General features: G+C 63.8%; 8 protein-coding genes and 1 tRNA gene. 4 read left to right on the top strand and 5 right to left on the bottom strand.

From position 1 onward, the window contains the following. Positions 1 to 19: 19 nt before the first annotated feature. Both Q7P63_08065 and malQ read right to left on the bottom strand, forming a co-directional pair. The gene (locus Q7P63_08065; protein MDP0500042.1) at positions 20 to 3,778 is read right to left on the bottom strand and encodes a translocation/assembly module TamB domain-containing protein; all 3,759 of its coding nucleotides are present in this window, start codon (positions 3,776 to 3,778) and stop codon (positions 20 to 22) included. A 55-nt stretch (positions 3,779 to 3,833) separates the two neighbouring features. After that, positions 3,834 to 5,354, bottom strand: a complete 1,521-nt coding sequence (gene malQ, locus Q7P63_08060; protein MDP0500041.1) for a 4-alpha-glucanotransferase — start codon at positions 5,352 to 5,354, stop codon at positions 3,834 to 3,836. Positions 5,355 to 5,565: 211 nt separating this feature from the next. Between malQ and Q7P63_08055 the strand changes: the two genes are divergently transcribed. The 3 genes from Q7P63_08055 (at position 5,566) to Q7P63_08045 (ending at position 11,592) form a co-directional block, all read left to right on the top strand. Further along, a tRNA-His gene (locus tag Q7P63_08055) sits at positions 5,566 to 5,642 on the top strand. 222 nt (positions 5,643 to 5,864) lie between these two features. Continuing rightward, positions 5,865 to 7,853, top strand: a complete 1,989-nt coding sequence (locus tag Q7P63_08050; protein MDP0500040.1) for a methyl-accepting chemotaxis protein — start codon at positions 5,865 to 5,867, stop codon at positions 7,851 to 7,853. A gap of 178 nt (positions 7,854 to 8,031) precedes the next feature. Then, positions 8,032 to 11,592 carry a PAS domain S-box protein gene (locus Q7P63_08045; protein MDP0500039.1) on the top strand — a complete coding sequence of 1,187 codons (3,561 nt, stop codon included), beginning with the start codon at positions 8,032 to 8,034 and terminating at the stop codon, positions 11,590 to 11,592. Between the two features lie 15 nt (positions 11,593 to 11,607). Here the strand turns inward: Q7P63_08045 and Q7P63_08040 are convergent, their stop codons facing one another. Genes Q7P63_08040 through Q7P63_08030 form a run of 3 tightly spaced genes read right to left on the bottom strand, consistent with a single transcriptional unit; the run spans position 11,608 to position 14,393 of the window. Then, entirely contained in the window at positions 11,608 to 12,363 is a 756-nt protein-coding gene (locus tag Q7P63_08040) for a tRNA(His) guanylyltransferase Thg1 family protein (protein ID MDP0500038.1), read from the bottom strand. Continuing rightward, entirely contained in the window at positions 12,353 to 12,802 is a 450-nt protein-coding gene (locus Q7P63_08035; GenBank protein ID MDP0500037.1) for an AAA family ATPase, read from the bottom strand. Before Q7P63_08035 ends, Q7P63_08040 begins: the two co-directional genes overlap by 11 nt. A 13-nt stretch (positions 12,803 to 12,815) precedes the next feature. Beyond that, entirely contained in the window at positions 12,816 to 14,393 is a 1,578-nt protein-coding gene (locus Q7P63_08030) for an IMP dehydrogenase (protein ID MDP0500036.1), read from the bottom strand. A gap of 172 nt (positions 14,394 to 14,565) precedes the next feature. Here Q7P63_08030 and Q7P63_08025 point away from each other — a divergent pair, with 172 nt between their 5' ends. Then, positions 14,566 to 15,399 carry an RNA methyltransferase gene (locus Q7P63_08025; GenBank protein ID MDP0500035.1) on the top strand — a complete coding sequence of 278 codons (834 nt, stop codon included), beginning with the start codon at positions 14,566 to 14,568 and terminating at the stop codon, positions 15,397 to 15,399. The last annotated feature ends 83 nt before the right edge of the window (positions 15,400 to 15,482 follow it).

The following is a 15,482-nucleotide window of genomic DNA, read 5'->3' as shown; positions in this document are numbered from 1 at the left end:
AGAGACGGTTGGCACAGGCTCAGCGCTCAAAGATGTCCCACTTTACGTCGATGTTGTAGTCGCCGTATTCATCGTATTCGCCGATGAGGGAGAAGCCGTCGCTCAGGCTGAACTCCACCGCCGTCGTACGTTGGCCAAACTGCGACAAGCTGCCGCCCTGCATGATGCGGATCCGCTCGGAGCCGCCACTCTGGAAGAGCGGGCTAAACAAGTCCTGCCCCACGTAATAAGCCAGCGAGCCGGCCCGCTGCAGGCCGTTGGACCCTTCGCCGCTGCTGGAGCCGGAAGGCACCGAGCCGGTGGTCAGCATGACGAGGATCGACTCTTCGGAAAGTGGAGGGGTGGAGCTGAGGCGCAGCTCGGGCTCTGTCATGGTGCCGCTCACGCTCAGTTGCACATCGTAGCCAAAGCTGTAGCCCTGGCCCGAGGCCTCCAGCTTGACGGTGCTCGGGTCTTCCAGGGTGATCCGGGCGGCGGCGGTCTCCAGCGGGATCTTGGCAAAGGGGAAGCGCACCGCGCCCGGCTGCAGCGGGATGTCGCCGATCAGACGCGGGTCGCCCAGCGTGCCTTCCAGGTGCAGGTCGGCACTCAGCTCGCCGCTGACAAACGGGGCCTGGATGCGCATGAACTGGTCGCCCCGGATGTCGAGGTCGAGCGTCCATGCATGGTAAGGCTTGGCGGCGACGGCAAAGAAGGGCGGCTTGCTGGCGGCGCTGGCCGGGCCGGAGCGCAGGAGGTCGCGCATGTCGCGCAGTAGCATACTGTCGTGCAGCGTCACGCCGCCGGCGATGCCCACCTGCTGCAGCCCGTTCTGGATGTTGGCCTTAACGTCGATATCGCCGCGCAGGAGCAGACCGGCCTGGCGCACCAGTTCGAGGCGGTCGCCCTGCAGCGTCAACTCGCCCTTGGGTGCCTGCAGGTTGTCGAAATTCAAGTGCCCGCCAAAGCGCAGGGGCTGGCCGCTCCACTGGCCGGAAACGTCGTTGAGCGTCACCGTGCGCCCGTCGAGCCCCAGTTGACCGCCAAACGAGCGCAATGTCAGACCGCCCCCCATCGGTTTGAAGGCGAGGTTTTCAAAGTCGAGCGTGCCCGGCCGGAACGATTGACCGCGCCAGCGCACTTCGCCCGAAAGAGAGCCCTGCGGCTGCAGGATCTGGTTGGCCACCGGCATCAAGGCGGCCACGGGCAGGCGCTCGATATCGGCCAGATAATCGATCTCCTGCCATTGTGCTTCTCCCGGGTGCTGGATGATCTCCGGCAGGCTGAAGTTGCGCGCACGCAGGCTCATGCGCACATAGTCGCCATTGTATTGGCGCAGGGTAAATGCGAGCAGCGGCACATCGATCGCGTTTTCGCGGATGCGCGCATTTAGGTTCAGGTCGTCGAGGCGGATGGGCTCTTTCAGGCTCGCATGGTCGTAGTCGATCGTCTGCGCGCGCAGGCGGATCTGGCCGACCGGTGCGGCGATGCTGCCCTCCAGGTCGATCGTGGCATCGGCCCCGCCCAGCACGATCCCCAGCGGCTCCAGCACCCGACGCACCCGGGGGCGGTCGAGGTTCAAGTCGAGGCGAAATTCAAAGCCGGCCTCCGTCTGCAGCTCGTAGCTGAACTTCCGCTCCGCGTAGCCGAGGCTGAAGGGCAGGGAGCCTTGGGCATTGAGGATGGGGCGCTCCGCCAAGCCCACCTGGAGGGAGTCGAAGACAGCCAAGCCCGGCTGCAGCTGGATCTGCGCGCGCACGGGCACATCTTGCTCCTCGATGTAATAGGTGCCGGCGGCCTGCAGCTTACCCACCACCGAGTCGTCTTCGGTTCGCAGGTCGACCGCCAGCCGTTCGACGCCCGCCCGCGGCAGTTCGGCTTCGAGCCAAGGCTGCAACCAGTCGCCCACCCAGCGGTCGAGCGACAGCTTCAGGTTGCCACCGTTGGCCGTCGACCACTTCCCGGCCTCCCAGTTCAAGCCCGGTGCCGTTTCCGGGCCGGTCAGGCGGGCGGCCGTCCAGTTCACGCGAAAGTCGTCCCCTTGTGGCAGGCTGACGCTAAAAGGCTCCGCCAGTTGCACGGTTGCGCTGCCGTGGTGCCATTGGAGTTGTTGCACCTGCACGCCCAGTTGTTGGGCCGAGCGCTGCACCTGCACCGCCAGTTGCACGCGGTTGGCCTCATCTCGGAGGATCTCCGGCTGCAGCGACACCTGCTCCATGCCGCGCCCCTGCAGTTCCAGATTCACATCCAGCGGCGGCACCTGCGCCACATCGAGCTGGCTGAGCTGCACTTCGCCTTCATATTGGAAGTCGGGCCACGCGCCTTGGCCATTGATCTGCCCTGTCGTGCGGGTGAAAATCACCTTTTCAAGCTGAGGGACGCGGGCGCGCAAGGCCTCGCCATCGAAGTCCCAGCCCAGTTGCACCTGCTCCAGCTCAAAGCCCTCTTCGCCCCGCTTGGCTCGGGCATGGCCGCTCAAGGTGCCTACGTCCTGCAAATCGGCCTGCAGGGCTTCGAGCACCAGTTGGCCTTGTTCAAAAGTGCCATTCAGCTGCACGTGGCCGGGCAGAGAGGCATTATCAGGCAGGTGGAAGTCCGCCCGGTATTCCAGACCTTGCGCCCGCCGCAACGGCCGGGCCCGCAGGTTGACCAGCAGGGGCGGCCATTCGCCTTCTTTCATGTAAGGCTGCAGGGGCACGCGGGCGCGGAGTTGGGCGGGCGCATCCAGCTCGTACGTCTGCCAGTTCAGCGACACGGGGCTGCGCAGCTGTGCATCCGCCCACTGTGTCTCCACTTCCAGCTGCTGGATCTGCAGGGTGGGGGCGCCGGGGGATTCCGCGACCAGCAGCAGCTCCCACGGCGTCGGCTCGCGATCTTCGCGCGTGTAGGTGCCGTTGCCTTGGGTGTTTACGGCCCAGCGCGTGCCATCCCAATCCAGTTGCAACTGCCCTTGCTCCAGCTCGACGCCACGAGAGGTCAGCGCGACGATCTCTTCGCTCGGGTTTTGCCAGGCAAGATGAGCGGCGCTGGGCAGCCACGCACTTTCCGGCAGTTGAGCCGAAATCTCGGTGGGGCCGCCGTAGAGGTTGCCGTCGAGCGCTACCTGCCAGCCGGTCGGGGCCAGCGTGGCGCTGCCCTCAAGGCGAATCGAGGGATTGGGGCTCGCAAAGTTCAGCGCGTAAGTCCAGCGCTCCCCCCGGTCGATGCCCACGGTAAAGGGATGCTCCTCTTCGTTGCGGACGAAAGTGCCTTCGGCCTGCAAAGCCTCTGCGACCGGTTGCCATTGGGCCTGCTGCACCCTCACCTGCCACGAGCTTTCGTAGCCCGCATAGCGGATGTTTTCGAGCTGGGTGCCGGGCAGATACTGCTGCAGGCGCGGCATCAACTGGTCGATCAGACGCGCTACGCGGCGGGGGGTGGAGCGCTCCTGGTCGGGGTCGTCATCCTTGGGCGGTTCGACTTTTGCCACCGACCACCCGCGCAGCTGGATCAGCACGTCATCCGTCTTTTCACCCTCGTCGGCGAGGAAGAACGAACCATACGGGAAGAGCAGGGGCACCTCCGCCGTTTCGCCCTCGATCCGATAGCCGGAGACGGTGCCTTCGACGCCTTGGAGGCGCAGCGCACGGTAGCCCTGCACGCTCACGGAATCGGCCTGCAAGCCAGCCTTCTCCAGCGCCCAGGGGGTGAGCCACTCGATCAGCCACGGGTGCGCGCCGAGCAGGGCCAGGATCAACAGGCCGATCAGCCCGAGGCCGCCGCCCACCCAGCGAAATCTCTTGCGGGTCTTTTTCTCCACGCGACAAGCAACCCCAATCCGGTTGGGAATTCAACCGGAATGAGGCGAACGGTTTTTACCGGTAATAGAGTTCGGCGATTTCCTTCAGATAGGGTGCATGCCCATGCAGCTGCCCCATCTGGTCGTCCTGCAGGCGCCATTGCCAGTTGCCCATGGCGGTGCCCGGCGTGTTGAAGCGGGCCTCCGTGCCCAGGCTCAGGAGATCCTGCACCTGGATGATCGCAAGGCGGCTGACGGAGGCGTAGGACGTGCGCACGAGGTCCCAGGCGATATCTTCGCCGCTCACGCGCAAGTAACGGCGCACGTGGTCTTTGGCCTGCTCCGGCGCGCTGTGGTACCAGCCCTTGGTCGTGTCGTTGTCGTGCACGCCCGGGTAGATCACGCTGTTGGGCTGCAGGTTGTGGGGCAGGTAGAGGTTGTCGCCCTCGCCGCCAAAGGCGAAGTGGAGGATCGCCATGCCGGGCAGCCCCGTCTGGTCGCGGAAGTCGAACACCGCTTGGCTGAGGTCGCCCAAGTCTTCGGCAATGATCTGCGCCTGCGGGAAGTGGCGGTGCAGCGTGCGGAAGAGGTCGAGCGCCGGGCCCTTGCGCCACTCGCCGCTGCGGGCATCCTTGGCCTCGGAGGGGATGGCCCAGTAGTCGTAAAAACCACGGAAGTGGTCGAGGCGCAGCACGTCGAAAGTCTGCAGGTTGCGCTCTAGGCGGCTCAGCCACCAGCTGTAGCCATCGGCACGCATACGGTCCCACGCATACAAGGGGTTGCCCCAGAGCTGACCGGTGGGGGAGAAGTAGTCTGGCGGGACTCCGGCGACGCATGCCGGCCGACCATCGGTGCGCAGCTCAAACTGGTCGGGGTTGCTCCACACGTCTGCGCTGTCGAGCGCGACGAAGATCGGAGCATCGCCCACGATCTGCACCCCATGGTCGTTGGCGTAGCGCTTCAGGTTCTTCCACTGGCCGAAGAAGAGGTATTGGTAAAACTGGTGTGCGCGGATCGAGTCCTTCAGCTCCCGCAAGAGATCGTGATCGCCATTCTGGGGGCGCTGGCGGATATGCTCCGGCCACTCGCCCCAGAAGCGACCGCCGAAGTGCGCCTTGACCGCCATGAACTCCGCAAACGGCTGGAGCCAATCGCCCTGCGCGTCGCAGAAGGCGTCAAACGAGCCGTAGTCGGCAACGGTGTCGGAATGCTGGCCCTTGAACCGTTCGTAAGCCAGGCTCAGGATCGACCACTTGCGCTCGTAGAGCCCAGCGTAGTCCACCCGACCGCGCGGTAGCTCCCGCAGCGGCTGGAGTTCCTCGGTCTTCAGCAGGCCGTTCTCGACCAGCGCCTGCAGGTCGATCAGGTAGGGATTACCGGCAAAGGCGGAAAAAGACTGGTAGGGAGAATCCCCATACCCCGTGGGCCCCAGCGGCAGCACCTGCCAATACGTCATGCGGGCGGCCCGCAGCAGGTCGATGAATTCGTAGGCGGCCCCGCCCAACACGCCTACGCCCTGCTCGGAGGGCAGGGCCGTTGGGTGCAAGAGGGCGCCAGCGGCGCGCTGCGTCAACCAGGAGAACAGGGGATGCTTCATAATGCGGATATCGGGATGGGCCAGTGAGTTCGGCGCTGGAGATCGACCGTGCAGCATAGTCAGCACCCTCGATTGTGCAATGCTGGAAGGTGGGTCTTCTTGCAGCGTCACCATCCCGTGCTCATGCCTGCTTTGCGAAAAAATGACTCTGGCTGCCTTTTTGCCCTTGACGGTCTGCCGCACATTCGGCTTACTCGTATCTTTCAAGACGGTGGTTGTAGCTCAGCTGGTTAGAGCATCGGTTTGTGGTACCGAGGGTCGCCGGTTCAAATCCGGTCAGCCACCCCAATTTTCCCTTCAGCCACCACGTGTAAGCCCGGCCTTTCGAAGACTCCGGGCTTTTTTGTGCACTTTTTCGACGATGAACCTCTGTGCGACGGGACTTCGGGCCCACGCCTGCCTGCCGCAGCCTGACGGTGCTATGCAGGCGCTTGGAAAAACACGCGGCTAAACCCTGCCCATTTTTGACCGAAATAAGGGCTATAAAAATCCCTTAACTGGTTCCAGATCATGGTCAAACGATTTTTTGGAAGGCTGAGCCTCTCGCAGCGGCTGGTCTATTCCGTTGCATTTTCCACCGCAGTTGCATTCGCATTGTCGATTGCATTTCTTGGCTACCGGTCTTACTCGGCAGCCCGTCATAACGCGCAAGAGCTTGCCGCGCAATCGGGGGCGCTATACGGGGCTCAGCTGAGCGCAGTGCTCGACGATGGTCTGGTCGTGTCGCAAAACATGGCCCATGTGCTGGAAGGCTTGATGGCGGGCAAGGCGCAGCTCTCGCGCGAAGAGGTGGTCGCCACCTTGGCGCGCATCCTGGAGGGTAATTCGGAGTTACTGGCGACCTGGGTCTGTTTCGAGCCCAACGCGTTCGACGGCCAGGACGAGGCATTTCGCGAGGTGGCACCTTACCACGACAGCACCGGACGCTTTGTGCCCTACGTCTTCCGCGCCGATGGGAAGATCTCGGCCGAGCCGCTGATCGACTATACGGTCGAAGGCGCGGGCGACTACTACCTCAAGCCGCTGCACGAAGAGCGGCAAGTGGTGATCGAGCCCTACATGTATGCCGTCGGCGGCAAGGAAGTCTTCATCACATCCGTCTGCCTGCCGATCCATGTAGACGGCAAGGCGGTGGGGGTGGCAGGGGTCGACCTCAACCTCTCGGATATTTCCGCGCAGGCGGCCAAGCTCAAGCCGATGGACGTAGGACAGGTGATGATGGCCACGCCCAGCGGCAACCTCGTGGGCCACCCCGATTTTTCAAAAGTAGGCACGCCCCTTGATGCTGCCAGTGCCGATGGCGTGATGGCGCGGGTCTCCGACGGCGAGCGCGTGTTCCTGACCACCGAGCTGGACGGCGAACCGCAAATTGGCGTGTTCATGCCCCTGAAGTTGCGGGGGCAGCCGGAACTCTGGGCCATGGGCGTCACCATCCCCAGCGGAGTCGTCCTGGCCGAGGCCAACCGCACGCTCTACTGGTCGGTCGGCATTGCGATCGCCTGCATCCTCGTGCTGGCAGGCATCACCACGGTGATCATCGCCTCCACGGTGCGCGGCATTTCGCGCATTTCCAGCTCGCTGCGCGCCGCCGCTTCGGAAGTCAATTCCGCCTCGCATCAAGTTTCTGCCGTAGGCGAGCGCCAGGCCGAGAGCGCTTCGGAGATGGCGGCCAGCCTCACGCAGACCTCTTCCAGCGTGGAGGAGTTTGCCTCCATGACGCGCCAGAATTCGGACAACGCCAGCTCCGCCGCCCACTTGATGGACGATGCCCTCAAGACCCTCAACAACGCGGGCCAGAACATCGTGCAGTTGACGACCTCGATGGGCGAGATCAAGGACGCGAGCAATCAGACGCAAAAGATCATCAAGACCATCGACGAGATCGCCTTCCAGACCAACATCCTCGCGCTCAACGCCGCCGTCGAGGCCGCGCGCGCCGGAGAGGCCGGGGCCGGTTTTGCCGTCGTGGCCGATGAGGTGCGTAGCCTGGCGCAGCGGGCCAGCGAAGCCTCCCGCTCCACCTCGGGGCTGATCGAAGATGCTGCCAACAAGAGCCAGCTAGGCTCCCGGCTGGTTGAGGCCGTCAGCGGCGATTTCGACCGCATCCGCCAGCACGTAAACGAAGTGGGCGGCCTGATCGGCGGCATCGCCTCCGCTTCGACCGAACAGGCACGAGGAGCCGACGAGATCAACCGCGCGGTCGCTCAAGCCAGCGAAGCCACGCAATCCACTGCCGCCGTGGCCGAAGAATCTTCGGCTGCCGCGCATGAACTCCAGGCACAAGCGGCCTCGATGCGGGAAAACATCGAAGCGCTGACGCTCATGATCCTTGGCCGGCGGGACGAACGCGGGGCGAAGCCCAGTGCCCCCGGAGCGGGCGCCCCCAAGCCTGGCCCTGCAAAGGCTCAGCCCCGCCAGGAGGAAGCTCGGGAAGAAGAGCTGGAGATAGAGGAAGAAGCGGAAAAAGACCCGTATTCCTTCTTCGGAGGGCGTTCCTGAGGGGGCAGGATTACCCGTAATCGGGGGTGAAAATACCTGAGAAGGCCTACCGTTTTACCGCCCGGTGTAATCGGCGGTTGAAAAATCCTCTTTTTACAAATGAAATACGTGAAATAGGCTAAAAAAAGCTGCAAGTCAGACGAATTTGCAGGGCAGTTCCCGTTTTCGTTTCTCCCCCATGGAAATCTCTCCCCGGACGCTTCAGGTCTCCACCGCCGATCTCTGCAATGAGCGAATACTTGCGGCGCTGGTAGCCTCAGAGGTGGTTTCGGCCGTTTTGAACCTGGAAGGGGAGATTACCGCAGTCAGTGCGTCGATGGCGGGCATCTTTGGCCAAGAGGCATCCGCCCTTGTCGGCCACCCACTGGAGACACTGTTCGACACCACCCGGCTGCCCTGGGAGTGGCGCAAAGTTGTGGTGGCCCTGCGGCAACATGCGCGCTGGGAAGGCGAAGGCTGTTTTCTGGCGCCCACGGGATTGCGCCGCTGCTTCGCCCTCGTGGTAACTGCCGTGAGCGACGAAGAAGGCAGCCTGTGCCACGGCCTGCTGGCCCTGCGTGAGATCACGCAGCAGGTAGAAGAGCGCGAAAAATGGAAGCAGGCGCTGCTCGACAGCGATGCGCGCTGGCAGTTTGCCCTCGAGTCCAGCGGCGACGGCCTCTGGGTGCTCGACCTCCCGGCCGGCAAGCTCTCCATCTCCGACCGCTGGCGCGAGTTCCTCGGCTACGCGGAGGACGACCTGGGAGACGATGTCGCCAAATGGTCCCAACTCGTCCACCCGGAGGACAGCGCCCGAAGCATGGACAAAGTCCTCCGGCACATCGCGGGAGAGACGGAAAACTTTGTCAACGAGCAGCGCGTCCGCTGCAAGGACGGCACCTACAAGTGGATCCTCGACTCCGGCAAAGTCCTCCAGCGCGCGGCCGACGGATCGCCGCTGCTGCTGATGGGCACCCTGCGCGACATCTCCGAGCGGCGCGAGTTCGAGAACCGCCTGCGCGAGAGCGAAGCCCGCTTTCGGGGAGCCTTTGAGTCGAGCGGGATCGGCATGGCGCTGGTCGACCTCACAGGCCGCTGGGTCGAGGTCAACGCCTCCGTCTGCCGCATCGTGGGCTACGACAAGGAGACGCTCGTCAACCTGACTTTCCAGGACATCACCCACCCGGACGACCTCGAGAAAGACCTCGACCTCTTGCACGAAACCCTCGACGGCAAGCGCTCCCATTACCAAATGGAGAAGCGCTACCGCCACGCCGAAGGGCATATCGTGTGGGTCTACCTCACGGTGTCACTGATTCGCGACGGCGAGGGCAACCCCGTCCACTTCGTTTCCCAGATCGAAGACATCACCGAGCGCCGCCGCCTGGAAGAACACCTGCGCGAGACCCGCGAACGCCTCTCGCTGGCTCTGCGCATCGGCGGGGTAGGGATCTGGGACTGGGACTGTGGGGGCAATCGGCTGACTTGGGACGATCAGATGTTCAAGCTCTACGGGCTGACGCCGGAAACCCTCGTCCCCCATTTCGACGGCTGGGTCGAGCGTTTGCACCCGGAAGACCGCGAACGCACCGTCCGCGAGGTGAGCGGCGCCAAGGAGGGCGGCGCAGACTTCGATACTGAATTCCGCATCGTGACCCCCGACGGGTGCGAGCGCCACCTGCGGGCCATTTCGCTGGTGCAGCACGACGCCCAAGGCAATCCGACCCGCATGCTCGGCACCAACTGGGACGTCACCGACATGGTCAACCAGCGCGAAGAACTGCGGCGCCTGGCCGAAAAGGCCAACCAGGCCAGCGAGGCCAAAAGCCAGTTCCTCGCCAACATGAGCCACGAGATCCGTACCCCCATGAACGGCGTGATCGGCATGACGCACCTGCTGCTCGACACCCCGGGGCTGACGGAAGAGCAGCGGCAGATCGCCGAAACCATCCAGTCCAGCGGTGAATCGCTCATGGCGCTGCTCAACGACATTCTCGACTTTTCCAAGGTGGAATCCGGCATGCTCGAGCTGGAAGAGCTCGACTTCGATCTGCGCAAGCTCATGAGCGAGCTCGCCGCCCTTCTGCGAGGCAAGGCGGCGGAGAAGAGCCTGCGCTTTTCCTGCTCGGCCGCCACCGAGGTGCCCGGTCGCCTGCGCGGCGATGCCGGTCGCCTGCGGCAGATCCTGCTCAACCTCGCCGGCAACGCCATCAAGTTTACCCCCGCCGGCAGCGTCCAGGTGGAAGCCGATCTGGTCGAAGAGACCGAGCACGATGCCTTGATCCACTTTTGCGTGCGCGACACCGGCATCGGGATCCCGCTCGAAGTGCAGGGGCGCTTGTTCAAGGCCTTTACGCAAGCCGATGCGTCGACCACTCGCAACTACGGCGGCACCGGGCTAGGGCTGGCCATTTGCCGGCAGCTGACCGAGCTGATGGGGGGCGAAATCGGCGTCGACAGCGAAGAGGGCAAAGGCGCGGACTTTTGGTTCCGGGTGCGCCTCCAGAAGCAGGCCCACGACGAGGAAGCCCCGCCGGAGACCGATTTTGTGGGCGTCTCCATCCTGGTGGTGGAGCACGACGAAGCCTTGCGCCTCGACATTGCCGACCGCCTCCGCAGCTGGAATGCGGTGCCTGTGCTCTGCTCGGGCGGCCTCGCCGCGCTCGACATCCTTTATCAAGCAGCGGAAAAGGGCGACCCAATCCCGGCAGTGCTGATCGAGCAGGACCTGCCCCGCATGGACGGGTTTGCCTTGGCGCGGGCGATCCGCACCGACGAAATGCTCAAGCGCACCCGACTCGTCCTCTTGACCGAGATGGGCCGGGCCGACGAGCTCGCCTCCATTTCCACCCGCAACTTCGACGCCCATACCTTCAAGCCCATCCGCCCGTCCGACCTCTACGACGCTCTGGCCGAGCTGCTGAAGTCGGGCGACAACCGCGTGGTCGATGAGATGGCCGCCCGCATGCGCCGCCTCCAGTCTTGCGGCGCCCGCGTATTGTTGGCCGAAGACAACCATGTCAATCAAGCCGTCGCCTGTGGCATCCTCAATCGCTTCGGCCTGCGCGTAGATGTGGTCGCCAACGGGGTGGAAGCGCTCGAATCGCTCGCCAGCATCCCCTACGACCTCGTGCTGATGGACGTGCAGATGCCGGAGCTCGACGGCCTGGAAGCCTCCCGCGCGATTCGCTTGCGGGAAAAGCGCAGCGGCTGCCCCAAGGTGCCCATCGTCGCCATGACGGCCCACGCCCGCCCCGAAGACCGTGAGCAGTGCCTGCAGGCGGGCATGGACGATTACGTCGCCAAACCCATTTCTCCGCCGGAGCTGGCCAGCGTGCTCGACCGCTGGCTATGCGCGCAAACGGCGGTTCAAGAGGCCGCTGCGCACCGCCAGCCGACCGCTGTGCCCACGCGCCCCCTGGTCGATTTCGACGAAGTTCTCAACCGCATGATGCGCGACGAAGGGCTGATGGAAGGCGTGCTGAATATCGCCCTCAGCGAGTCGACCCACGTCATGCGGCAAATTCAATCCGCCTTCAACCAGCGAGATTTCTCCAAAGCTGCCGCCTACGTGCACAGCCTCAAAGGCCTTGCGGGCAATGCCGGCCTCGCCCAACTGGGCCACCTGGCGGAGACGATGCAGACCATGCTCCACGAAGGACGCGAAGCTCAAGCCGTCCAGATCGTGCCTGAGCTTGCTACCGTGCACACCGCCACCCTGCGCGCCATCGAGCGCTTTCTCGACCGTCCGGAAGTATAAGGGGAGGGCTTCGAGCTAATCGAGCCAGCCACGGATAAACGCGTCGTAGGCGTCCCCGAGCGGCAGCTCCATGTCGCGCTTCAGCCGCTTGCGCAAGGTAGGGACGGTTTCGCCGGTTTTCGGGTTGAAGCCCTCTTTAAGGGTGTCTTCCCAGTAAAAGCCGAGCCCGCGCTTTTGCCAGCTGGGCAGGTTGTTGTAGTTGATGCCGCGCTGGAAGAGCACCTCGTTTTTCTCCGCAAGGGAGAGCCCGGATAGAAAGTTGGTCGCATCCTGCACCGACTGGCCCTCCTTCCGCAGCAGCCAGTAGCAGTGCGAGTTGAGGGAATTGCGGTGAGCGTCTTCCTGTCGCCAGCGAAAATAGTCGGCCACATCTTGCACGCGCGGCAGCTGGCTGATGCGGGCATCGAATACACCGATAGCGCCGAGTGAAAGGCTGAAACGTGCGCTGGCCTCGCCCGCCATCACGCTGATGATTTTGCGTGTCTTGCGGCCAAAGAGATCGTCGCGCGGGTCGAGCAGCAGCGAAATCTCGTCGCTCTGGGTGTAGCCATAGAGCACCTTGAAGCCGCAGGTAAAGAGGTGCTCGACCGTCGCCGCCATACAGTCGCGAAAGCGTTCATCATAAGGGACCTCGAATTGGTGGACCTCTTTCGTCAGGCGCGTAAAGCTACGCCCGTCGAGCCGCACCACGATATGGATGCCGGGCAGCACGCAATAATCGTCGGCCGTTTCGTAGATGCGCAGGCGCTGGTCGAGCTCGTCAAAGGTCATCCGGCTGCCAAGGCTGCACGACAAATGCACCGTTTTCCAGCTTTACGTAACACAGTTCGTCGAAACCCTCGTCCAGCGAGGGCTTTTGCAGCTTCTTTGCCGTTCCCAGCAGGCCGACATTCGGGATGCGCGCCTTGCCTTCGCGCCGCAGATTGCGCTCCAGGCACTCCGCCACCGGGCTGGAGAAGTAATAGCCGATTATTCGGTAACGCCGGGCACGCAGCAGCTCGATGTAGCGCGCCCGCTCTTCGCGGGTGGGGTTGGTGTTGTCGATCACCACCCGCGTCTCGGTCGCGAGGCAGGCTTCGAGGATGCATCGCTCACGGTGGCGCGTACTCAGCAGATCCATGCTGATGCGCACATGCGTATCGAAAAACTGCCGGCGGTAAAAGGTGCTCTTACCGCTGGCTTGCAGGCCGATGAAGATGATGGCCTCCATCGGGTGGGCGAGGTTAGTCTTCCTTGGTCGTCTTGACCTCGATCACGTCGTGCGGGGCGGACTCGCGCATGCCGGCCGGGGAGACGCGGATGTAGCGCGCGCGCTGCTTCAGCTCGACGAGGTTGCGGGCACCGAGGTAGCCCATGCCGCTCTGGACGCCGCCCACGAGTTCGTAAAGCGTGTCGTCGAGCGTGCCGGAAAGCTCCTTCAATGCTTCGATGCCCTCGGCGGCCACCTTGTCGCCCTTGCGGGTCACCTTTTCGTGGCCGTAACGGGCCGCACTGCCAGCCTTCATGGCCGCGTGGCTGCCCATGCCGCGGTATTGCTTGTAGAACTTGCCGTTGATCTCGATGATCGCGCCGGGCGCTTCGCGGCAACCGGCGAAGAGGCCGCCCGCCATCACAAAGTCGGCCAGCGTGAGCGCCTTCACCATGTCGCCGCTCTTGGTAATGCCACCGTCGGCGATGATGCGCACGCCCAGCTTTTGCGCGGCTCGGCTGGCGACAAAGAGTGCGGTGAGCTGCGGGATGCCCACGCCCGCGACGATGCGGGTGGTGCAGATCGAGCCGGGGCCCTGACCGATCTTGATCGCATCGGCTCCGCAGCTGGCGAGGAATTCGACCCCCTCGGCGCTGGTCACGTTACCGGCGATCAGCGTCATTTCGGGGAACTCGTCGCGCAACAGGCGCACCATCTCGCCCACGCCCCGGCTGTGGCCGTGCGCGGTGGAGACGGCAAACGCATCGACGCCCTCTTTCACGAGGTTGTGGCCATGGCCGAGGATACGGTCGGTATCGAGCGAGCCGTCGGCCTTGCGCCAGATCCCCATGGCGGCACCGCAGATCAGGCGAAACTTGGCGTCGCGGGCCGGCTTGACGGTCGCGCGCTCTTCTTCGCGGATGCGCTCGATGTCGCTAAGGGTAAAGAGGCCCTTCAGCTGGCCCTTGTCGTTGAGCACGATGAGCTTATGGATGCCCATGTGCTTGGTGAAAAAGCGGTCGGCGGCTTCGATCGGGCCGTCGGCGATGTCGCGATCCAGCACGGTAAAGACGTCGCTGGCCGGGGTCATGGCATCGGACACCTTTTTGTCGTGATAGCGTTCGCGGACCACGCGGCCCCGGAGCAGGCCGAGGAAGGTGTTGTCTTCGTCCACCACCGGGAAGGTGCGGAACTTGTAGCCCTTTTCCTCGATCATATCGAGCACGTCGGCCACCAGGATGTCGTGGCGGACGGTGATGGGCTCCTGAATCAGGCCGTGCACGTCGTTCTTGACCCGGGCGACTTCGCGCAGCTGGTCGCGCTCGGCCATGTTGTAGTGGATCAGGCCGAGGCCGCCGTTGCGGGCCATGGCGGCTGCCATGTTTGCCTCCGTCACCGTGTCCATGTCCGCCGAGATCAGCGGGATGTGCAGCGTCAGCCGGTCAGACAGCGATTGGTCCAGCGCGGTGAAGCGCGGCAGCACTTCGCTGTAACGGGTTGCCAGGGTGATGTCGTCGTAAGTCAGGCCGATGTTCCGGTTGGCCCGGAAAAACGCCTCCGCGTTCATATAGAACTCTTGATCGACGGCAATTGGCTCGGATGCAGGCTCCATTATTTACTCAAAATCATGTCCTATGGGCTCGGCAAGCGGAAATTCACGCCACTCAAGCCCCGATCTTTTCCTTCAAGAGGTTAACGAGCCGGTTTTGATCGTGTGGTATCCCACTGCCCGGAGCATCATTGCCTTGAAGCCGTGGCGGGGCTGTGCCTGAATGCCCGCTTCCATGGCCTTTGCCAACATCCAGAGCGTACAAAATCCGCGCGTGAAAAACCTCGTGCGGTTGGGCGATGCCCGCCACCGGCGGCGGCAGGAGCGTTTTCTCATCGAAGGACGGCGCGAGGTAACGCGTGCCCTCGAATGCAGCTGGCCGCTGGAGACCGTTTTCTTTTGTCCCGAGCGCTTCAAGGCTCCGGCGCAGAACGAGTTGGACGCGTTGACGGTGGTCGAGCGGGCGGAAGACAAGGGCGCGGAAGTCGTCCAGCTCTCGCCCGAGGCCTTCGACAAGGTTTGCTACCGCGAAGGGCCCGACGGTCTGTTGGCGGTCGCCATCAGTCAGGAACGCCCTTTGGCCGACCTGCAGGCGCGGCTGGCGGGTCTGGACCACCCGGCGCTCGTGCTGGTGGCGGAGGCGGTCGAAAAGCCCGGCAATCTGGGCGCGCTCCTGCGCACGGCCGATGCCGCCGGGGTGGATGCGGTTGTGGTCTGCGACTCGCGGACCGATCTCTTCAACCCCAATGCGATCCGTGCCTCCCAAGGGGCGATCTTCTCGTTGCCGTGCTACCTGGCGGAGACGCGCGACCTGCGCCCGCTGCTGCGCGAGGCCGGGATCGTGCCGGTTGCGACGACGCCGCGGGCGGAGAAGACGATCTGGGAGCAGGACCTGCGTCAGCCCATCGCGCTCGTGTTGGGTGCGGAAGACATCGGCCTCTCCGAAGACTGGCTCGACGGCCAGACTCTGACGGCCAAGCTGCCCATGCGCGGGGTCACGGACAGCCTGAACGTCTCGGTGGCGGCGGCGCTGGTCATCTTCGAGGCCGTGCGCCAGCGCAGCGTTTGAGTTTTTGAGACCAATTCGCGTTTTAGGCTGGCATTCCTTGGTTTTGGAAAGGTAGCCTAATGCTCGACTGATTGCTTCATAAG

The organism is Verrucomicrobiota bacterium JB022, from assembly GCA_030673845.1.
In the GTDB taxonomy this organism is placed as follows: Bacteria; Verrucomicrobiota; Verrucomicrobiia; order Opitutales; family Oceanipulchritudinaceae; genus WOUP01.
Note: the sequence above shows the minus strand (reverse complement) of the source record. Positions and strands in the feature narration are given on the sequence as shown.